General features: G+C 54.1%; 14 protein-coding genes. 3 read left to right on the top strand and 11 right to left on the bottom strand.

Translation table 11 applies throughout. The features are described from left to right. Positions 1–99: 99 nt before the first annotated feature. Complete coding sequence (locus J0A68_RS09095) at positions 100–3,438, top strand: SusC/RagA family TonB-linked outer membrane protein (protein ID WP_206577895.1); 3,339 nt, start codon at positions 100–102, stop codon at positions 3,436–3,438. Between the two features lie 18 nt (positions 3,439–3,456). Beyond that, a complete protein-coding gene (locus J0A68_RS09090) occupies positions 3,457–5,043 on the top strand; it encodes a RagB/SusD family nutrient uptake outer membrane protein (RefSeq protein WP_206577894.1) in 1,587 nt (528 codons plus the stop codon). Between the two features lie 156 nt (positions 5,044–5,199). On the opposite strand, the gene J0A68_RS09085 is transcribed toward J0A68_RS09090, so the two are convergent. The 10 genes from J0A68_RS09085 to J0A68_RS09040 all read right to left on the bottom strand — a co-directional run bounded on the left by J0A68_RS09085 (position 5,200) and on the right by J0A68_RS09040 (position 18,409). After that, complete coding sequence (locus J0A68_RS09085) at positions 5,200–6,549, bottom strand: DUF6600 domain-containing protein (RefSeq protein WP_206577893.1); 1,350 nt, start codon at positions 6,547–6,549, stop codon at positions 5,200–5,202. Positions 6,550–7,097: 548 nt separating this feature from the next. Beyond that, positions 7,098–7,769 carry a DUF3823 domain-containing protein gene (locus tag J0A68_RS09080; RefSeq protein ID WP_206577892.1) on the bottom strand — a complete coding sequence of 224 codons (672 nt, stop codon included), beginning with the start codon at positions 7,767–7,769 and terminating at the stop codon, positions 7,098–7,100. A 13-nt stretch (positions 7,770–7,782) separates the two neighbouring features. After that, positions 7,783–9,633 carry a RagB/SusD family nutrient uptake outer membrane protein gene (locus J0A68_RS09075; protein ID WP_206577891.1) on the bottom strand — a complete coding sequence of 617 codons (1,851 nt, stop codon included), beginning with the start codon at positions 9,631–9,633 and terminating at the stop codon, positions 7,783–7,785. Between the two features lie 11 nt (positions 9,634–9,644). Next, positions 9,645–12,779 carry a SusC/RagA family TonB-linked outer membrane protein gene (locus J0A68_RS09070; RefSeq protein ID WP_236021433.1) on the bottom strand — a complete coding sequence of 1,045 codons (3,135 nt, stop codon included), beginning with the start codon at positions 12,777–12,779 and terminating at the stop codon, positions 9,645–9,647. Positions 12,780–13,552: 773 nt separating this feature from the next. Beyond that, positions 13,553–14,446: a hypothetical protein gene (locus tag J0A68_RS09065; protein WP_206577889.1), complete on the bottom strand. Its 894-nt coding sequence runs from the start codon at positions 14,444–14,446 to the stop codon at positions 13,553–13,555. An 87-nt stretch (positions 14,447–14,533) separates the two neighbouring features. After that, complete coding sequence (locus tag J0A68_RS09060) at positions 14,534–15,733, bottom strand: cation:proton antiporter (RefSeq protein ID WP_206577888.1); 1,200 nt, start codon at positions 15,731–15,733, stop codon at positions 14,534–14,536. A gap of 94 nt (positions 15,734–15,827) precedes the next feature. Beyond that, entirely contained in the window at positions 15,828–16,832 is a 1,005-nt protein-coding gene (locus tag J0A68_RS09055) for a Gfo/Idh/MocA family protein (RefSeq protein WP_206577887.1), read from the bottom strand. An 83-nt stretch (positions 16,833–16,915) separates the two neighbouring features. Next, on the bottom strand, positions 16,916–17,425 hold the full coding sequence (locus J0A68_RS09050; RefSeq protein WP_206577886.1) for a heme-binding domain-containing protein: 510 nt from the start codon (positions 17,423–17,425) through the stop codon (positions 16,916–16,918). 86 nt (positions 17,426–17,511) lie between these two features. Next, positions 17,512–17,853: a zinc-binding dehydrogenase gene (locus J0A68_RS09045; protein ID WP_206577885.1), complete on the bottom strand. Its 342-nt coding sequence runs from the start codon at positions 17,851–17,853 to the stop codon at positions 17,512–17,514. Further along, positions 17,837–18,409, bottom strand: a complete 573-nt coding sequence (locus tag J0A68_RS09040; RefSeq protein ID WP_206577884.1) for an alcohol dehydrogenase catalytic domain-containing protein — start codon at positions 18,407–18,409, stop codon at positions 17,837–17,839. The genes J0A68_RS09045 and J0A68_RS09040 overlap by 17 nt, the downstream gene beginning before the upstream one ends. Positions 18,410–18,611: 202 nt before the next feature. Between J0A68_RS09040 and J0A68_RS09035 the strand changes: the two genes are divergently transcribed. Then, the gene (locus J0A68_RS09035; RefSeq protein WP_236021432.1) at positions 18,612–19,913 is read left to right on the top strand and encodes a DUF3472 domain-containing protein; all 1,302 of its coding nucleotides are present in this window, start codon (positions 18,612–18,614) and stop codon (positions 19,911–19,913) included. A 97-nt stretch (positions 19,914–20,010) separates the two neighbouring features. Here the strand turns inward: J0A68_RS09035 and J0A68_RS09030 are convergent, their stop codons facing one another. Further along, a complete protein-coding gene (locus tag J0A68_RS09030; protein WP_206577882.1) occupies positions 20,011–21,477 on the bottom strand; it encodes a Gfo/Idh/MocA family protein in 1,467 nt (488 codons plus the stop codon). Between the last annotated feature and the right edge of the window lie 145 nt (positions 21,478–21,622).

The following is a 21,622-nucleotide window of genomic DNA, read 5'->3' as shown; positions in this document are numbered from 1 at the left end:
GTCTTGGCGGATAATCAAAACCCTAGTTCAAACCATTCTCAAATAGTCTAAACATGAAGTAAAGTTATGAAAAAAAGCATACTGTTAAGCTTATTGGCTATGTCCAAAACTATCCTTTACAGCTTTGTGATTCAGTGCTTTTCGATGAGTTTTCTTTTTGCCTATTCTGGCGTAGCCCAGATCAAGGCCATCGATGAAGTACCGGTCAAGATAGAGCTGCAAGACGCCTCCGTGCAGGAAGCGTTTTCGAAGATCGAAGTAGCTACGGGCTACAACTTCGTCTTCAACCATCGTGAACTGCGAGACCTTCCCTCGGTTTCGATCTCCAAGTCCGGCAGTCTGTACGACTTGCTGGTGGATTTTTCCCAGCAGACTGGGCTGAATTTCCGTCAGGTCAACAAAAACATCCACGTGCGCGTGGAGCCCAACGGGGCACCTGAGGCGGTGAGCATCGAGCTCGTGCCGCAAGAGACGGTGACCGGTACCATCGTGGACGAGACGGGAATGTCCCTTCCCGGCGTTTCCATCATCGAAAAAGGCACCTCCAACGGAACCGTGACCGACGTTGACGGGAAGTTTACACTGAACGTGGCTTCTTCGGAGTCTGTCCTGGTTTTTAGCTTTATCGGGATGCAAACGATTGAGATGCCGGTCGGCGAGCGTCGCGTATTTGACCTGACGATGATGACCGATACCCAAGGCCTGGACGAAGTGGTCGTGGTGGGGTATGGTACGGTGAAAAAGTCCGACCTGACCGGTTCGGTAGGCGTGGTGGGCGCAGAGGAGCTCCTGAAAGCTCCCGTGGCCAACGCGCTGCAAGGCCTGAAAGGAAAAGTGGCCGGTGTGAACGTGTTCCTGAACTCAGGTTCGCCATCCTCCAGCCCAAGAGTCCTGATCCGAGGCCTCGGCACGATCAATTCCTCCTCCCAGCCGCTCTATGTGGTGGATGGTGTGGTGATGGAAAACATCGAGTTTCTCAACCCGAACGACATCGAAAGCATGGAAGTGCTCAAAGACGCTTCCTCTACCGCGATCTACGGAGCCCGCGGTGCCAATGGGGTCGTGATGGTCTCCACCAAGCGCGGAGCCAAAACCACCGGCGAGATCGTGTCCTACGACGGCTACGTCAGCATAGGCGTATTGCCCAAGAAAATGGACGTCCTCAATGCGGCGGAGTTTATGGAAGTGTTGGAAAGAGGCTTTGCCAACCACAGCAAATACAGCGACTCTCCGATCCCGCCATTTACCGCCAATGACCCGAACCTATTCGATGCCAACGGCAATCCGCTCTACGATACCGATTGGCAGGAAGAGGCCACCAGAACGGCCATTTCCAACAACCACCAGCTCTCCTTCCAGTCCAAGGCGGACAAGTCCTCTTTCGGAGCCTTCCTCAACTATTCCAATCTGGAAGGGATCATGCTCAACAACTACCTGGAGCGTGTGAATGGTAAGTTCGCCTATGACGCGACGCCGAAAAAATGGCTTTCCGTAGGTCTGAACCTGTTGGCAAACAGTACCAAGGAAAACGTCTTTGAGGAAAGCGGCGGACACCAGATGCCGAGAAGATCCATGATCGAGATGCCTGCGATCTTCCCGGTGAAGTTCCCCGACGGTACTTGGAGCAACACTTCCATGGTGTCCGATCCGTATGGGTTTGAGGCTATCCCCAACCCGGTCCATGTCTTGACCACTCAGGATAGATTGAGAAAAAGAACCAAGCTCTTTGGTAACCTCTATACCACTTTCCACATCCTTCCGGGATTGGATTTGAGGACCCAGTTTGGTTTTGACAAAAACGACTACAACGAGCAGACCTATAGCCCGACCGATCTGATCAACATCAGCTCGCCTAACGGCTATGCGTACTTGGGCACCTCCCGATCGCTGTACTGGCAGCAGGAAAACTATCTGACCTACACCAAGGAGTTTGGAGAGCACTCCATCAATGCCATGGCCGGTCTGAGCTGGCAGAAAAGAACCGACGAGTTCTTCAACGTGAGCGCGACTGGCTTTTCGGATGACACCTTCACTTTCAACCGGATCCAAGCCGCTTCCCAGCCAGGAACGCCAAACTCCGGATACGACGAGTGGAGCATGAACTCCTACTTCCTGAGAGGTAACTACAACTACATGAGCAAGTACCTCGTGACCTTCACCGGTCGTGTGGACGGTTCTTCCAGATTTGGGGACAACAACAAATATGGCGTGTTCCCATCCGTCGGCCTGGGCTACGTGATCTCCAACGAACCGTTCATGCAGGGCATGGGCAATACCATCAGCGAGCTGAAGCTGCGTACCAGCTGGGGTATCACTGGCAACACGGAGATCCCGACCTACCAGTCTTTGGGAACCATCTCCACAGCCACCACTCTGATCAATGGCACTCGTGCTCCGATCAGCTATGTGAACCGTCTTCCAAACCCGGATTTGGAATGGGAAAAGACCCGTCAGTTCGACATCGGGTTTGACCTTTCTGTCCTGGACAGAGCGCTAACCTTCAGCTTCGACTATTACCACAAGCTGACCACGGATTTGCTGCTGGATAGACCCGTTCCTTCCTCTTCCGGATTCTCCGCGGTGAGGGATAATATCGGTTCGGTCTCTAACCGAGGCGTAGAAGTCTTGGTGAAAGCCTTCCCTGTTTCCACCTCCAACCTGAACTGGGATACCAACCTGAACTTCTCCTACAACATCAACGAAATCGAGAAGCTGGGCGAAAACAACGAGGATATCTTCCCTGGTCCAAACTGGGTGTCTGGTAGCCAGACCATCCTGAGAGTGGGCGAGCCGCTGAGCTCCTTCTGGGGTTTTGAGCGATTGGGAACTTGGGGAACCGACGAGGCGGCGGCAGCTGCTGAGGTAGGAGCCATCCCGGGTGAGGCCAAGCGCAGCGCGGATAGAAGAATCATCGGAAACGGGCTGCCCAAGTGGACCGGTTCATTCATCAACAATGTGTTCTACAAAAACTTCGACTTCACGCTGGATATCCAGTTTGTAGCGGATGTGGATATCCTTCAGCAGTTTTTCCACTCCACCGAAGACCGTACCGGTTTGGCTAGCGGCTTGGCGTCCACGCTTTACGATGCCTGGACTGAGGACAACCAAAACACGATGGTTCAGCAGATCAGAAACGGGGTCTATTCAGGCCAAAACTCTGAGGTGGACAGCCACTGGGTGACCGACGGCTCGTACATCCGAGGCAACCTGATTTCCCTGGGCTACACGTTCAACGACGTGATGGCCAAGAGCAAGGGCTTGAGAAACCTGCGGGTATATGGCAATGTGCAAAATGCCTTTTTGATCCACTCCAAGGACTTCAAGGGATACGATCCGGAGGCTTCCTCCTGGGAAGGCAACCAGTGGGGGCAGAACATCTTCTTCTTCCAGTATCCTAGACCGAGGACTTTCACCCTTGGCCTGAGCCTTCAATTCTAACCCAAAAAGAACTAACACATGAAAAAGATAAATTTTCTATTTCTTGGACTGAGCTTGTTGACTGCCTCCTGTGAGGGTTTTTTGGAAGAAAAGCCCGTGGACGAGGTAGCCTCAAACCAATATTTCCAGCGACCTGAGCACGCCCGGGACGCGGTCAATGCGCTTTATAGAAGAGGTGCGATGCAGATGTACGAGACCGGGGTGTACTCGGGAGCTCGGATCATGTTTGGACCTTATGTCTCCGGCTTTGTGGACAATGACTACAAAGGCCAGGAATTCCACGTGCAGCGTGGACAAAACATCGTCTTTGACGGGCTAAACCTGTCTGACTACTTCAATTCCATGTGGTCGGACATCTATGTAGGGATCTCCAGAGCCAACAATGCGATCAAATACATCCCGACCACTCCAGGATTGGGTGAGGCGGATGCCAATCGCTATCTGGCAGAGGCCAGGTATTTCCGCGCTTACAACTACTACTTCCTGGCGCGAATGTTTGGCGATGTGCCTTTGGTGACCGAGCCGTACGAAAGTCTGGAAAACCTCTTCCTCGAGCGTACTCCCGTTGCGCAGGTCTATGACTTGATCCTGGAAGATCTGGAATTCGCCATCAACTCCGGCGCTTTGCCGCAGGCTACCATGGTCGGCAATGCCGGACGAATCACCAGAGGCGTGGCGCAGACGCTTTTGGCAGAGGTCAACCTCACCATGAGCGGTGCCGCGGTGAATGCCAACCGGTATGCCGAGGCAGCCCAAGCTGCGAGAGAGGTCATCAACTCGGGGATTTATTCCCTGGTGCAGCACACCCGCACCGGCAGCGGAGACCTCGCTCCCAACGGCTCTGCCTACAACAAAATCAAGGACAGCGAGCAGATCCCAAGCGAGTTCATTTACTTCTATGAGTTTGACGCGGCGATTGCCAACAACGGCTATCCCGCTCTCAGCTTCCCGGTAAGTATGGCTCCTTTGGTTTCCTACGCGATCACCAACAATGCCTACGGCCCAACCGCCGACCTCTTGAATTCCTACGATGCGGCAAATGACCTGCGGGTTCAGGAAAAGCAGTATTTCCACTCCTCCATCGTGATCGATGGGGAGAACGTGGAGTTCAATACTTCGCCCTACATGTGGATGGATGAGACGGCCATCTTTGGCTCCGCGCAGTCTAGCCGAGAGATTCCGGTCTCCACCTATGCAGATGTGCTCCTGATTGCGGCCGAGGCGATTGCCAAGTCGGAGGGCGTGACCCAGGAGGCGGTGGACTACCTGGCTCAAATCCGGGCGCGGGCGTATTGGAAGCAAGATCCCCAAGTAATCCGAAGCGAGCTTTCCGCACTTTCCGCAGAGCAGTTTGTCGAAGAAGTATGGAAGGAAAGACTTCGCGAGTTGGTGTTTGAGTATCCGATTTGGTTTGACGTGATGCGTACCCGCAAGTTTCCCCAGCCTGCCGAGGATGGATCAGGCGATATCCAGTTTGTGGATGCCGTAGGGGCGGTCAACTTCTTTGGTGCTGCGGTGAAGGAATCCACGATGCTGTTCCCGCTGCCAGAGCAGGAGCTGCAGCGAAATCCTTCGCTGACACAAAACCCCGGTTACGCCAACTAATCAAAAAGAAATGCCTTCCCGGTTTTCCGGATGGCTTTGGATCAATTGGTCGCCCTGCGCTACGCGGGGCGACCTTTTTTTGTCTAGTGCTGGACATAGAAAAAGCCTGACGCTTGCTGCGCCAGGCTTTTCACTTAGATCAATCGGTTACTGTTTTCAGTTGTTTCGTTCCTTGTTGGAGGATCTGCTAGCCGTCGATCCCGAGGTTCTCGCTCCGCTGGAGCTCGAGCTTTTCCTTTCAGGAGAGCTGCTTTTCACCTCCGAACTGGGCCTGCTTGACTGGCTCCTCGCCGGGGCGGAACTTCTGACCTGGGGCGATTGCGCCCTTGCTGGAGCCTGAGTTGGTCTGGATTGTTCCACTGTGCCTCGCGCCGGAGCTTGTTGGGTTTGGGTGGACTCTCTTCGTACTTCAGATGATCTGGAAGGAGCCACTTCACGACTACCGCTGCTTTGGCTGCGAGAAGGGGTGGAGGTTCGGCTTCGATTGGAGGGATTGTCCGGCATAGGCGTGATTACCGGCTTGTTGCTTCCCTCCTTGACACTGGGACTCGCAGAGCGGCTAGGGGTGGAGCTGTTCCGGGTGGCACCGGGGCTCTGGATCGATCTCGGGCTGGATTCCACGGATCTGCCGCCCGAGTTGACGCTTGGTGCGCTGCTTCTGGACGGTGTGGAGGAATTGAGCTCTCTGCTGGATCGGGCGGTTTTGGCCTGCTGTGCGTCCAGTACACGGGAAGGTCTCACGTCAGTGGTTCTTCCTCTGGATTCCTCTACTTCGGGACGGTACAGTGTGACGGAGCCTCTGGATACAGCCGCTCTTCCGGGGGCATTGCCACCCTGCACATTATACACCGGCACGGAGGTCCGGGTCACCCGCTCCAGTTCTCGCCTTTGGGGACCGCCCACGTAGGTGCGGTTATTGTACACTACGGTATTGTTGATGATCGTGGTGTTGTTGTAGATTTTCACTTTCGTCTTGTGAGGGGCGTAGTATCTGTATGCGTAGTGGTGGTGGATGCGGTGGTTGGGTATGAATACCCAGTGGAACGCAGGGATAGCCATGCTCACCTGGATAGACAGGCCGGGACCGAGTGGCGCCCATCCGTAATAGCCTCCGCCGGTTCGCCAGTTGACCCAAGCAGGGCCCCATTCGTATCCGGGGATCCACGCCCAGCTCTGGAAATAGTCGTCGTAGTACCATCGTCCGTAATGGAAGGGGGCCCAGCCCCAGTCATAGTAGGAGACCCAGGTGTTGCCGTATTCGGTCATCACCCAGTGGCCCTCGGTACCGTAAGGATGGAAGTCGCCCCGGACTGCGGGAAGCCAGATGTAGCCATGGCGGGCATCCTTGACCCAGTCGCCATAAGGGGTGAGTTCGTCGTAAAAGACCTGGAAGCCTATCGCCGGGAGTTTTTTTGCTTCGGATTCCGACGGGACAAACATGGCCGCCAAAAGGACGAGTCCCAGCAGGAGAGAGCCGAAGAAGCGAGTGATAAAGTGTGTGTTCATGGTGTTTTGTGGTTTAGTGTAGAGTAATTATCCTGACGGTTGGGGCGTTTGGACTTGGGGTGTGTGTAGTTTTGGTTTAGGTCATACGCTTTTGGTTTTATAGATGACGGAAGGGACTGAAAGGTTGCTTCTCCTTATTCGAAAATCGAGCCAGTTTTTTAAAAATATCCCAAATGAACGCTGGGTAGAATTTGCATTTTTCTAAAAAGTAGAAGTATTTAAAGTTACTTTTATTAAAAAATCACTTAATCAGATGGTTTTAAGTTTAAATCTTGGGTAAGCTGTCCTGTCGATCCTTCAATAAAGTCGGGTGCGTCCCGGGGCTTTTGCCAATTTTTTCGTCTGCCAGCGCAGCGTTTTTTTTGGATAGGCCTCAGTTTTTGTCGCTGGACTCGGGACAGAGTCTTGTTGTTTCGGATAAAATGGAGTGCCCAAGGCACAAAAAAAAGAGCCTGGGACAAAATGCCCCGGCTCTTAGATATTAACCCGTTCTGCTTTCTTAGGATTAATAGGTTTTGCGTTGTCGCTTTTGCCAAGCGAAAGAAAGGTCAGTAGGCCTCGGACTGCGTGTAGATGAGTTCTGGCACGCCCACCGTTTTTGCTCCAATCCTCACGAAAACCTCCTGTCTTCCGGCCAAGGAGGCTGGAATGGGAATCTGCACGGTTACTGGCGTTCCCAGCGTGATGTTTTGGGCGGTGAGGAGGTGTCGGCCTTCGTTTCTCACCGCATCGGTGATGATGGTTCTGCCCATGTAGATCGCGGCAAATTCCAGGGCTCTAGAGGTGTTGACTCCATTGACCGTGAAGGTGACGTTGAGGTTGTTGCCACTACGGCTCACCGAGGAGTTGGTGATGTGGTAGTAGGGGGAGACTTCCACGTCGAGCATCTTGGAGCCCCGCACCTGGACGTCGATCGAATCAGTCTTGTCCAGCCAAGGGCCATTGCCCCGGATCAGGGTCATCTTGTAGTCCCCGTCAAACAGCACTGCAGAGAAGCTGCCGTCCTGATCCACGTACACCGGGATTTTCTGGAAGAGGTCATAGCCGCGCTGCCAGAGCTCCACCTGTACTCCGGTGCTTCTCAGCCCCAAGGTCTCGCCATTGTAGACGATCCTGCCGGATAGCGTGGACTTGGGCGCTTCGAAGTTGTCAAACTCGCAGCTGGCGGCCAGCAGCCCCAACAGGAGAATGAGAATTGGTTTAAACGATATCAATTTCATGGCAATGGCTTTATTAGTGGAATGGGTTTCTTACGATTTTCGGGTTGGCATCGATGATGTTTTGGCCGATCAGGGAGTAGTAGTTCGCCATTTGGAAAAACCTCGGGGCGCGGAATCTTGGCGCGACGGATTTGACGAACACATACTTGCCGTCACGCTCATCGCCAGGCCGTACCACCCGATAGGGATAGAGGCTGTAGATCATGCTTTCCGGATTGTTGGGGTTGCCTGACCACTTTTCATGGGCGATTCTCCATCGCTTGTAGTCCCACACGACATGGTCTTCAAAGGCCAGCTCCACCCGGCGCTCGTGTCGGATGTCGGTGATGTCGAGGTCGGAGAGGCTGTTGGTACCGAAGCCAGCGCGCTCCCGGAGTGCATTGACATAGGTGAGGGCAAGGCCGTTTTGCCCCAGCTCAAAGGCTGCTTCTGCCGCATTGAGGTAGATTTCTCCCAGTCGAAACCTTACCCACCATACTTCGCTTCGGATACCTCGGGTGCTGGATCCGACTGCGTTGTCCACGTATTTTCTCAGATAAAACCCCGTGTTGGACACCTCCTGGATAGATCGGTGCGGACCGGCTGCGGAGGTGAGGACTCCACCGTCGCTGTATTCGGTCGCCAGTCCGTTGGACTCTACCAGGTCGTAGGTCGAGCCATTCCACACGGCCACGCCTGCCTGCATGAAGATCTCCTGCCCGCGGAAAGAAGCCCCAGGGTAGATGATCGTGCCGTACATCCGCGCATCCTTATTGGCGAAGAGGTCAGAGACCTTCTCGTAGTAGAGGTAGTCAGAGCCATCGGCGGTGCGGGTCTTCAGGATGCCAGGCGTCCCGTCCAGGTATTGAAACTCCTCGACCAAGTTGAGCCCCGGCGTAATGGCGGAGCTGCCGAGGTTGTCTTCCCGTGCTGAGCGGGCCACATTGTCGTAGGTAAAGCCGTGCCTTTTGTCGGCTGACAGCAGAAAATCCTGCGCCCAAATGACTTCGGAGTTTCCGTTTTTGCTGATGACTGCCTCGTAAAAGTTTTCTCCCAAGTTGGGATTGGAGCGGTAGAGTGCATAGCCGCCTTCCTTCAGGATAGTCTCGGACGCCGCCAAGGCTTTGGTGAAATAAGCTGCGGCTCTGGCAGCCGGAATGCCTACTTCGCCGCCCGGCAGCGAGATAGGGGCACTCATGGCGGAATTGTATTTGGCCAGCGACCCGGCATACAGTGCCGCTCGGCTGACTACGGCCAAGGCGGTAAACCGATTTGCCCTTGTCTTGCTGCCTGCATTGCCCAGCGTGCCTGCGATGTCTTCCATCTCACTGATGACAAAGTCATAGACCTCTGCCTCGGTATTGCGGGGATATTGGAGGTAGCTGGGATCACCTCCGAAATCGTAGATCAGCTCCTCGGTGATCAGAGGCACTCCACCCATACGCTTCACATGGTCGAAGTAAACCCACGCACGGATGAATCGAAGCTCGCTGATAAACTGTGTCCTTTGCTCGGCCGGGAGGGTGGAGAGCGTGTTGAGCTTGTCGATAGCCAGATTGATGTCGCGGATCAGGCCATAGTCCCAGAGGCCCCAGCGGCCGTAGTCGTAGGTGACTAGGTTGTTGAGCCAGTCGTTGCCCGAGTAGCCAGACCACATGGCTTCGTCGTAGGCGGCGAAGTCCACCCATCCCCCGGTCAGGGAGGTATGGGCAGGCAGCCGGTCATAGTAGTTGGAGAGGACGCCGGTCACTAGCTTGGTGTCGTTCCACACCTGGTCGTCCACCAGGATATTGGGCGGCTCGCGGTCGAGCCATTCCGAGTCGCAGGAGGTACTGAGCACGCCGAGTAGCGTGATGCCAAGGATATATTTTTTGTAGAATTTCATGGTAGTTGGGTTTATAGGGTGACGCTAAAACCGAAGTTGAACATGCGCTGCTGAGGATACACCAGGCCATTGGCGGAGGTGATTTCCGGATCGATGCCGAAGTCGTCCACATTGTCAAATGAGAACAGGTTGGTGCCGTTGAAGTAGACGCGCAGGGACTGGAGGCCGATCTTCTCCAGTGCGGCCGGGCTGAGTCGGTACCCAAGTTCCAGGTTGCGGAGACGCATGTACTTCACGTTGGTAAGCCAAAAGGTATTGTGGCGGTAGAGGTGGTCGGCGCCAAATCGGCGGATAGCCGGATAGTGGCCAGGTATCCACTCACTGTCTGAGTTGTACAGGTCGGCCCGATGCCAACGGTCTTCAAACATGAAGTCTGGCGAAGTCCCGTTGTTTTGGAAGGGGTAGCGCAGCTCCCAGTTTCGGGTGAAAGTCTGCATCGACGCGCCGGCAAAGCCCAAGAAGAGGTCGAAGCCCTTGTAGTTGAAGCTGGAATTGAAGCCAAAGCTCATGTAGGGATTGGCTCCTTCGGAGTAGCCGATCGGGCGCTCGTCCATGCCGTTGATGAGCCCATCGCCGTTGACGTCGTTGTAGATGAAGTCTCCCGGAAGCAGGTTGCGGTTGCCCTGTCCGTCCACATTCACCGGATAGTTGTCGATGTGCTCTTGGCTTTCAAAGCGGCCGATGACCTCATAGCCCCAGTTGATGTTGGCCCAGCGGCCTTCCTGGTCGGTGCGGTATTCGTGCCAGGAGTTGCCAAAGCGTGGTTTGTAGCGCTCGGTGATTTTGAGGCGGGAAACAGTGGCGTTGGCGCTGAGGGAATAGCTGAGATCGCCGACTTTTCCCGTATAGGTGAGTATCCCTTCGATACCTCGATGTGCGTCGGATTCGAGGTTTTCCGCAGGCAAGCCATAGCCGACCTCGAGCGGTAGGAGTACGTCGTAGCGTCCGGCCGGAAGCCCGGTTCTTCTGCGCTCGAAAATATCCCCTTGGAGAAAGAGCTTGTTGTCAAAGAAGTAGGCATCCAGTCCGAAGTTGATGTTGGTGTTGGTAATCCAGGACAGGTTGGTCACCGGAAGCCCCCGCGGATCTACTCCTGGCACAAAGTTGCCGTCCAAAACTGCGCTGCCTCCGGCTGTAGGGATAAAGGTGTAGCCTGCATAGTAGCTGAATGGCGCGACGATGAAGGAATTGTTCGGGTTTCGGTCATTTCCGGTCTGTCCCCAGGATCCCCGCAGCTTCAGCCCAGAAAACAATTTTCCTTTCAGAGGATCCATGAAGGACTCGTCGGAGATTTGCCATCCCGCCGAGATGCCGGGGAAAAAGCCATACCGGTTGCTTTCGTCAAACAGGAAGGACCCGTCATAGCGCCCAAAGGCCTCCAAGAGGTATTTTTCCTTGTAGTTGTAGTTGATCTTGGCCAAATACCCCTCTCGGGCCTCCTGATAGATCTCGTCGATCAGGAGATCTTGGTCTGCGAAAGACATGATGGGGATGTAGTTGTTTGGCGGTACGGTGTGGACGACCATGTAGTGGGAGTTTTGGTCCCATCGCTCGAAGGCCGCCAAGGCGGAAAGGCTGTGGTCGCCCCAGTTTTTTCCATAGTTGAGCTGAAACTGGGTCACACGGTCGACGGTATTCCGTTTTCTGCGCTCCCTCCAAGGATTTTGGTTGCCCCATTCGGGTCGGGTCTCGTATTCCCCCGTGGTCTCGTTGTAGATATAGCCGTCGTAGGTATACTCGAATCCGTCGAAGTCCAGGTTGGTGAAGTTGTAGGAGTAGGTGCCTTTCATCGACAGGCCAAATCCAAATTCATACTGCGCGTAGAAGTTGCTTTTGAAAGCTCTCCATACCTCATCGATGTAGCCGGTCACCTCCTTGGTGTAGGTGGCTGGGTTTACGTTGATGTTGTGCACGTCTCCGTTCACGTAGTTGGGGTTGTCATTGGCGTAGGGACGCTCCGTCGGCCACATGGTGAAGATTGAGAGAAAGGGGTTGAAGTAGTCATCCAGCCCCGGGACACCTACCTGCTCCCGGTTTTCCAGTCTGCCGCTGATCTGCGTGCCCACGGTGAGGCCGTCGGCTAGGGTCATATCGATGTTGGACTGGAAGTTGGTCCGCTGGAAGAGGTAGTCGTCAATCGTCGCGTCCTGGTTCAGGTGCGAGAGGGAAAAGAAGTATTTGGTGTTTTCGGATCCTCCGATGGCGCTCGCGTTGAGAGAGTACTGGGGCACGTTGGGCTTCATGATGAAGTCGTAGTAGTCAAAGCTTTGGTAGCCCTTTTCGGTCCCCTGTTGCCATTTGGCCAACTCATCGGCACTGATGGAGGGTCTGCCGCCCAGGTTTACTTCAGATTCCGCATTGGCGCGCAGGTGCTGATAGGCATTGGCAGGCTGGGGATACCGGGTGAAGTTTTGTAGCCCGTAGTAGCCGGACAGGCTGATCTCCGCCTTCTGGTTGGCACGGCCCTTTTTGGTGGTGACGAGCACCACGCCGTTGGCCGCCCGCATCCCGTAGATGGCCGCGGAGGCATCCTTCAGCACGGTGATGCTTTCGATGTCCGACTGCCCGAGGTTGTTGAATTGGCCGGCATCCGAGGGGATTCCGTCAATTACAAAAAGCGGTTGTCCCATGTTTCGGATCTGGATGGAGGTGCTCGCTCCGGGGCGGGCATCGCCTTGCCGGGCGGTGATGCCCTGCATTTTTCCCACCAGCGCTCCGGAGGTGGTCACGGCAGGAGTGCGGAGAAGCTCCTCCGCCTTTACTTCGCCGATGGCACCGGTGATGGTGCCTTTTTTCTGCACTCCATAGCCTACGACCAGAACTTCCTCCAGATTGGCGAGGTTTTCGGTCAGGGTTATATTGATTGTGCTTTGGTTGCCCACCGTGATCTCCTGCGTGTTGTAGCCGATAAAGGAGAATAAAAGAACGGTTTCGGCTCCCGGTACGGTGATCGAGTAGCGTCCGTCGAGGTCTGTGGCCACTCCGGTGCTGGTGCCTTTGACGATCACCGACACTCCCGGTAGCGGCAATCCTTGGGAATCAAACACGACTCCACTGACCTCTGTCTCACGGCTTTTGGCACCGGCGGAAGCCGTGGCGCCAAAAGTGGAGGCAAATGACTGGGGATCCGCGATCAATAACACCATACAGCTAAAAAAAACAATCTTATATAAAGACTTGTATTTCATGATTTATAATGGTTTTTTGATTGATGTTGAATGATGAAAAACGTACATACCTATCCCGTCCTATGTAAAATAGGTTGGTGCCATAGCGTAGCTACATATAGTGATATGTAGTGCCTGCTGCCTAGAGTCGATGTAGGATAATTTTCAGTTTAGAAAATAGTTTTCCATCTGTCAATCAAATGATTACAGTCTCTAGTTTGCCTGAAGTAAAAGTGGGGGTTAGCTTTCGGTGAAAACGAAATAGAAATTTTTCAAGGGAAGTAAGGGTTTAATTGTTATTGTTAGATGTATTGTGAAGGCTATACAGTGTGTATAAACTGCCTTTCTTATATGCTGCGTCAATACGGTTGGCTATCTAAAAATACCGCAGGGTTTTCTTCTCAATAGCCATGGACTAATTTCTCTACTTAGCTTTTTAAAAACCAACTGTATTATGGCTAATAGTCCCTGTTTTCTATCAAAAAACCTTTGAAATACCTCTGTTTTGTCTAGGATAGTGTCGCTATGACTAAAAGTGTCTTGCAATTTCCCCAGCCTTTACCTGGCGGGCAGGAGCTGTGTCCTACCGTGTCGGCTGAATCCAAGGCCTCCCAGCCCGCTGGCCTAGAAGGGAAAAAAATATCCCCTGCTGCCAGAGGCAAAAAAAGCCGCAGTACCGGAAAGCAAATTGCCGGGGCAAAGGATTGTGGAGGCAAAGCAGCCTAAAAAAAAGAGGCCTTGCGGCCTCAGGTTTAATTACATTTCTCGGACTGGCTGGCGTAGTGCCTTTCATCGTTGACGTAGAGCTCCTCGTTCACAAATTTGAGGTTGGCCACAAAAGGCGCCAGCTTTTCCTTGTCGAAAGTGAGCGTGAGTGTCGCCTTGGAGTTCATCCCGTCCACGGCCCAGCTTCCCTTCATTCCTCCTTTGTAGTCTGGGTTGGAGTCTTTCATCATGCCTTTTTTGGAGATCTGGGCGCTGAAGCTTCCGTCCGCGCAGAGCGTGACTTTGGTCTGTTGCTTGCCGCCGGTGAAGCCTTCGAAGGCGATGAGAAGCTTGCCGGAGAGAAATTCCTGCCAGTCAAAGCCCTCGTAAGGATCGATTTCCCTTGGGGTGGAGAGCGAGGCGGTTTTCAGCATTGCCAGTGCTGCTTGCGCGGTGGATTCGGCGTTGCTTTCCTCGGAGATCGCCAGCACCGTGATGCAGGCCTCACCACATCGGGTGGCGGCAAAGGCACGGTAGTTTTTCGGTGGAAGGTAGTTACCCACCGCCTGGGCGTGGGAGTAGAGCAGGTCGCCTTCCAGGATGGGGTCGATTGCCTGTAGCCTGATCGTTTCGGATACGTTGACACCCGCCTTCCAGGAGTCGGAGAGCTGCTGGAGGTCGATTTTTTCCCTTCCAAAAACAAAGATTTCACCGAAGGTGCCCGAGGATGAATTGAGCAGGAAGACTTCCGTCTCCCGGGGAAGGACGCCGACCCAGCCTTGTGGGATTTTGGCGCTGAGTCCATATCGGGGGGCGTAGATGGAGTCTCCAGCGTTGTACATTTTGCCGGGCTGGACTCGGTTTTTGAGATTTTGGGCAAAAAGCGTTTGGGAAAAGCTCAGCATCCCAAGGAAAAAAGCGAGCGCGAACGTCCTTTTCATAGAGTTCAGATTTTAGGTCGACTTTAAGTTAGCAGAAAGTAGCGTGGGGAAAAACCGCGGCCATGATTGTTTTGGACAGCTTGGAGCTCAATATTTTCTTTTGAAAATGCCCGAAAGCGGCACGGCAGTGATTCCGTGCAGGAAAATGCTCAAAACCACCGTCAGCGTGATGATGCTGACGATCTCCTCATACCCCTCGGTGCCGAGCTGGATGATTGCCATCAGCATGTATAGGACAGAGGCTATCCCCCTCGGGCCAAACCAACCGATGAACCATATCGTCTTGGTGTCCAAGCCGGATCGATAGAGGCTGATCGCAGCGGGAACCATGCGGATCACGGTGAGGCTCAGCAGAGCGTAGGCCAGGGTTTTCCAAGTCCAGAGAGGATAGGAGATGGGTACGAGGATCATGCCCACCAGCAGGAAGATGAAGAGAATCATGATCTGGCTGCCCGCCTCTCCAAACTCCTTCATGCGCTCGCGGAGGTGGTCGGTCTGCGCTCCGAGAAGCATCCCAGCCACGTAGGCGGCAATGAAGCCGTTTCCTCCCAGATGTTCGGCCCCAGCGAAGGCCAAAACCGCGATGGATACCGAGGCCAGCATCTGGTACACCGGAGTGATCATGCCTTTGCGATAGGCCTGCTCCACCAGTTTGCCGCCCAGCCAGCCGATCAGGCCGCCGATGAGTGGGCCATACACAAACTGCTTGGCAACGAAGGCCAGCCAATATTGCCCGTCAAAACCCTCTCCAGCAGAGCCGGAAAGCAGGGCGATGCACACGAGGATGGGCGGAAGGCCGATGCCGTCGTTCAGGCCGCTTTCCACGTTGATCGTCTGTCGGATGCGGCGGGGCACCTGCTCGCCCGTCACCACCGCCTGGCCTAGAGCTGCATCGGTGGGAGATAGGATAAAAGCCATCAGGATCAGCGGGAGGGGCCGGATCTCCGGAAACATCACGATGGCCAATAATGCCCCCAAGGCCATGGTCAGCGGCAGTCCGATAGAGAGCAGGCGAAAGGGCAGTGCTCGATCCTGTCTGAGGCTCGTCAAGTCTATGGTCGAGCCGTCGATGAAGAGCACCAGAAGCAGCGTGAATTCCATCAAAGGCTTCACAAAGCCGGCTTTGGGTCCTTCACTCAGCAGCTCCAGGTCAAAAAAGCTGACCAACAGCCCGATGACCAAAAAGATCATCGGAGCGGTAATGATGGAGTTTTCTGCTTTTCGGGAAAAAAGGCCGTAGCCTAGGATCAAAAGTGCCATGAAGACTACTATCGGGTGATCGTGCATGGGGTCCGGAGTTGATAAAGGTTAAATTTTAAGTTATAAAAAATTGTGGGAAAAATGGGTTTGGCGATTGATTGTTTGGGGAAAAGAAAGGAGTTCAGGAGACGCGCTCCTTGACCAGCTCGCCCAAAACCCAGTTGGCTCTGGCGCCGGAGATGCCTGTGCTGGGACAGAGGCCCCGGCCGAGGAGCTCGTCGACGATGCTGTGGATGAGGGGCTGCTGGATGTGCTTGGGAAGCTCAAACTGCAAGAGTTGTGGCTCCTTGCCGTCTTGGATCAGGGTAAATTCCCCCTTTCCAAAGGTCGCGTAGCGGATCTGTCCCGTGCTGCCCTCGATGACCGTCTCGTCTATCTCCGCCGACTCGGAAGAGGTGAAGCACCAGTTGCCGGTGCCCAAGACGCCGTTTTCGAAGACGAAGCTGCCCGCGACGATATCTTCCACGGTGTAGGCTTTGGCCTGATTGCCCGAAAAGCCCGCCGCGTGGGTCACTTTTCCAAAGAAGAAATCCAGCAGGTCCAGCTGATGGGAGGCCAGGTCGTAGAAGTATCCGCCACCGGCTATCTCAGGATCTACCCGCCAGTTGTTTTCCAGCTTGGTGATGATCTCCGGCTCCAGCACCTGCCGCATGTTGACATGGATGCTGCGGATCTCGCCGATGGCACCGGCTTCCATGAGTTCCTTGATTTTGACAAAATGGGGCAGGGCTCGGCGATAGTAGGCCACAAAGAGCGGTACCTGGGCTTGGTGGCAGACATCGATCATCTGGAGGCATTCCCCGTGGGTGCGGGCCATGGGTTTTTCCACATAGACCGGTTTGCCAGCCGCCGCCGCCATGCGGGTGAGCTCCAGGTGGGCATTGGGAGGGGTGGCGATGTAGATCGCGTTGACCTCGGGGTCGTCGATCAGCTGCTGCGCATCGGTGTACCACTTGCCGACCACGTGGCGGAGGGCATAGTCTTTTACTTTGGCTTCGTCCCGGCGCATCACTGCCACCAGGCGGCTGTTGGGAACGAGGTTCATGGCTGGGGCCGACTTGACTTCGCAGACGTTTCCCACGCCCAAAATGCCCCATCGGACTTCTTTGTCGGAAAAATTTTTCATTTCGGAAAATAGGGAAAGATTTTGGGGTTTGGCCAGTTGAAAAAGAAAAAGCCCCAAGGGTTTTGGGGCTCAAAAACGTTGTGCTATTGGGCTGGAGGAGGAGATCTCCTTTTCATGACCAAGCTGTCAGCCGGATAGTTGGATGCGAGCATGGCCATTTGATCTTTTGCCCATGAGATCAAGGTGGCTTTTTCCGCTTCGCTGAGATTTGCCTCGGGATGAAGGCCTAGGTAGGTATAGGAGGCTAAGGGCATTTCGCCGCTTTCCACCGTTTCCACCACTTCTTCGAATTTGTGGTTTTGTACTGCCAAAGGACGGCTGGTAAATTCGGAGAAATTCAAGTGGCCTTTTCCTTCGGTCACGTGGTGATTTAGCCACAATCCCACCGGTTGGATGTTTGAATACCAGGGGTACTTGGTGGTATTGGAGTGACAGTCATTACAGGCTCCCTGGAGGATGATCGATACCTGTTCGGGAACCTGATAGGCAGTAGTTACATCGTATTCCGTGGGTCCGGATTCGTTTTTGTCGATGGGGATGAGTTGGATAGCGATCAGAAGGATGACTAGTCCGATTGTTATTTTTTTAGCCATAGTTGTTGGGGTTATGAGGTTTGGATCGCCGTTTCGGTAGTTGGTTTAATTTTGGTGTCCAGTAAATGGGAAAGGCCGAGGACTTACTAGAACCTGTCAATCATCAGCATTCCATTTTCCTGAAACCTGTCCATGGAAACGAGTGCCTCTACAGCCTCATCGAGGTGGATTTGTCGCCCGATCAGTTTTTCGGGAGCAAGTTTTCCTTCCAAAATCATCTGCATCATCTCCTGATAGGCAAAAGCCTGCATGCCGTGGCTGCCGATGATTTCCAGTTCTTTGGCTATGACCAAATGCATCGGAACGCTTGGATTGCTTTCGCTTCCAGCCATCAAGCCCACTTGGATGTGCTTGCCTCTTTTTCGCAGGCAGGAGATGGAATGGTAGCAGGTGGCTTTGCTCCCCAGCGCATCAATCGAGGTATGCACACCTCCTCCTGAAATTTCCACAATAGCCTCCGCCACATCCGTGTACAGCCACCCACTGTCCTCCCGAGATCTTTCCCTGGGCGACCACTGCTCTGAAGAAAGTCGCAAACCTACAACCCAAGCTCGCTGCGGTCTCAAAACTCACCGAATCCGGCAGGCGAACCAAGTTGGTGTCGGCACGATATACCGCGACATACTCGGCAAAGGAGCCCCAATGGGTAAATCCGGGTTGGAATTGATCGTCACAAATCTGCTGATTTCCGCTTTGGCAGGTGGGACATATTCCGCAGGCACAGACGAACGGCAGGGTGACCCGGTCTCCGGCTTTCCAGTTTTTCACCCCTTTCCCCACTTCCTGGATGACTCCCGCAAACTCATGTCCCGGTACGTGTGGAAGCCGGATGTCGGAGTCATGTCCCATCCAGCCGTGCCAATCACTTCTGCAGATCCCCGTTGCTTTGACCTCGATGACCACGCCATGGTCGGGTGGAGTCGGGTCAGGAACGGTTTGGATAGATGGTTTTTCCTGAAAAGATTCGATTACCAAAGCTTTCATACGAAGTGTTTTAGGCGAAAAGGGATTTTTGGAAGTGTAGGCGGGTATTTTTCTGGTTGATAAATGCAAGCTAGTGATCCTGGGCTATAAATGGGCCGAGGCTGTTTGCTTTTCCAAACCATGGAAGGTGTTTAATCCAAGATGCCCGTGTGTGCAATTTTTCTGTTTTCTATCTTTCGGCTCAATTTTCATCTCCATGTATATGTTTATCAGATTCACCTGTGCCGTTTTTTTGGCGGTCTTTAGTATCGTAGGCCTGAGCTTTTCGGCAAATGGGCAAGAAGACAATTTCTTTGAAATTCCCTTGGGAGGAAATGCCTACCAAACCGCAGGAGAGGCCGACGAGGTTGTCAACGCAGCCGGGATACAGACTTGGGCGGAAAGGGGAAGCGAGTTTGGTGTTTACTTCCGGGCCGATGCCGCAGCGGAGGTCCTGGTCGATCTGGAAATCTTGCCCCAGGCAGGAGATAGCCGGATTTCCGTACTGCTGAACGGAAGGGCCTTGGAGCTCAGTCTGGCCCAGGGGGACGAGGGGATCTACGAAGTGGGAAAGTTTCCCCTGCGGCCCGGCTACAACGAAGTCCAGCTGCGTGGCCTAGCCAAGACTGGAGCTGACTTTGCCCAGCTCAAAAGCCTTTGGCTGCGCTCGGATAGTCCGCTACGGCTAGACTTCGTGCGGGACAACGTCGACAGCCGCTTCTACTGGGGAAGGCGAGGGCCCTCGGTTCACCTGAGCTATACTTTGCCGGAAAACCAGAATTTCAAATGGTTTTACAACGAACTGACCGTGCCTGTGGGAGAAGATCCTATAGGCTCCTACTTCATGGCCAATGGGTTTAAGGAGGGGTATTTTGGGATTCAGGTCAATTCGGATACGGAACGTAGGGTGTTGTTTTCGGTGTGGAGTCCCTTTGCTACCGACAATCCCAAGGATATCCCTGCCGACCAGCAGATCAAGCTCCTGAAGAAGGGAGAGGGTGTCTATACCGGTGAGTTTGGCAATGAGGGCTCGGGAGGACAAAGCTACCTGCGCTACGATTGGGTGGCGGGAAATACCTACAGGTTTCTGAATTCGGTGGAGCCTGACGGCAAAGGAAACACCGTTTATACCGCTTATTTTTTTGCACCGGAGCGAGGAGAGTGGATGCTGATCGCGAGTTTTCTCCGGCCGCAGACCGACACTTGGTACAAGCGTCCGCATTCTTTTTTGGAAAACTTTATACCCGAGTCCGGCCATCTGGAGCGGCGGGTGTTTTTTGACAAGCAATGGGTGGCGGATGCCGAGGGCAATTGGACGGAGCTGACAGAAGCCAAGTTTACCGGAGACGACATTGCCCGGAGGGGCTATCGCAAAGATCTGGCTGGTGGATCGGACTCTGGGAGGTTCTACTTGAAAAATGGAGGCTTTTTCGATGCCGCCGTCCCGCTGCAAAGCATGCACGAAAGGCCAGGGACAGGGGAACACCCGGAGGTAGATTTGGCTAGGCTGGAAGCTGGGAAGTAAGAAGTCGGGAGGTCAGAAAAAAACCGCGGACTGGGATGTCCGCGGTTTCGTTGTTTTGGCTTTTTGCCTGCTGATCACAGCCTACTGTGGACTGAGATCAGACTTCAAAGCCTTTTCTGTATTCTCTGCCGACGAATTGGTTGGCTTCTTCCAGGTTGGTGATGCGCATGTTTTCCCCATCCCAGAGGAGCTTGCGTCGGCCGAAGAACTCGTCTCTTCCGTTTGCGTCTTGGCGCTTGAGCAGGTAGCTGCGGATCGCCAGGTTGCCCATGAGCACGGTCTCGGTCATTGGTCCGGCATAGTCGAAGGAGGAGGTCAGGCCTTTGTGTTCCGTGGAGCCAAAGCCCGCCTTGCAGGCCTCTACCCACAGTCTCTGATGGCCGTACTCCCGCTCGAAGCCTTCCTCGGTCTGAGGGCCGATTTCCACGGTGCCGTCGTTCAGATAGAGTTTTGGCATCAGCGGCGAGGAGTCGTTGATGTTGGTGGTGATGATGCCTTTGGAGCCTACGATGAAGACACCGTTGGCGGAGCCGGAGCCGCCGATCTCGTGGTCAGCCGGGATGATGTCCGGGTGGGCAGGCTTGATGCCGCCGTCCATCCAGGTCATCTCGATGGGGGATCTGCTTTTTGCGGTAGCGGCAAAATGCAGGGTGATGAACGAAGACGCTGGGCAGCCATCTGGATGGTAGTTGGCATTCCACATCTGGGAATATACCGAGGCCACGGAGCACTCCGCATCGGTAGGATACATGAGGCCCAGGGTACGGAATGGAATATCGATCAGGTGGCATCCCACGTCACCGAGTGCGCCGGTGCCGTAGTTCCACCAGCCTCTCCAGCTGAAGGGGTGTAGCTCCGGGGTATATGGGATCTCAGGGGCAGGGCCGAGCCACAGGTCCCAGCTGAGCGCATCCGGTTTTTTGCTTGGATCTGGAGATGGGAATGGGCCCCCTTGAGGCCACACTGGCCGGTTGGTCCAGATTTGTACCTTGGATACGGGACCGATGCGGTCTTCATCCACCCATTGCTGCACGAGTTTCAGCAGCGGGTTGGAGCCGCCTTGGTTACCCATCTGGGTGACCACTTTTTTCTCACGGGCGAGATGGGTGAGCATCCTGGCTTCACGGATATTATGGGTCATGGGCTTTTGCACGTACACGTGCTTGCCGCGATCCATGGCGTATTTGGCAGCCGGGCCGTGCACGTGGTCCGGCGTGGAGATGGTCAAGGCGTCGATGTCTTTTTCCTTGTCGAGCATCTCGCGATAGTCTGCGTATAGCTTTGCCTTGGGGAATCTTTCGACGGATCTTTTGGCCGAGCCGGAAAAATCCACATCACACAGCGCGACCACATTTTCCCTGCCTCCTACTGAAGCCAGCTCGATGTCGCTTGCGCCCTTGCCCCCGGCACCGATCGCTGCCAAATTGAGCTGGTCAGAAGGGGCCGTGAAACCAGTGCCGCCCAGTACATGCCTGGGGACGATAAAAAATGACGATGCTATCGCCGCATTCTTGATGAAATCTCTCCGGGATTGTCCCGAAGAGGCTTGCTCGGGTTTTTTCATGGGTTATAGTAATTGTGAGGTTTAATAGTAAGACAAAATAGGGATTAAAGTGTCCTTTGGGCAGGGATTTTATAAGAGGACTTGATTTTGGTGATAAAAGACTATTTTCCTCCATAGGTTTTTGCCCGATAGGCAAGGATGGTCG

The organism is Algoriphagus oliviformis (genome assembly GCF_017254915.1).
In the GTDB taxonomy this organism is placed as follows: Bacteria; Bacteroidota; Bacteroidia; order Cytophagales; family Cyclobacteriaceae; genus Algoriphagus; species Algoriphagus oliviformis.
Note: the sequence above shows the minus strand (reverse complement) of the source record. Positions and strands in the feature narration are given on the sequence as shown.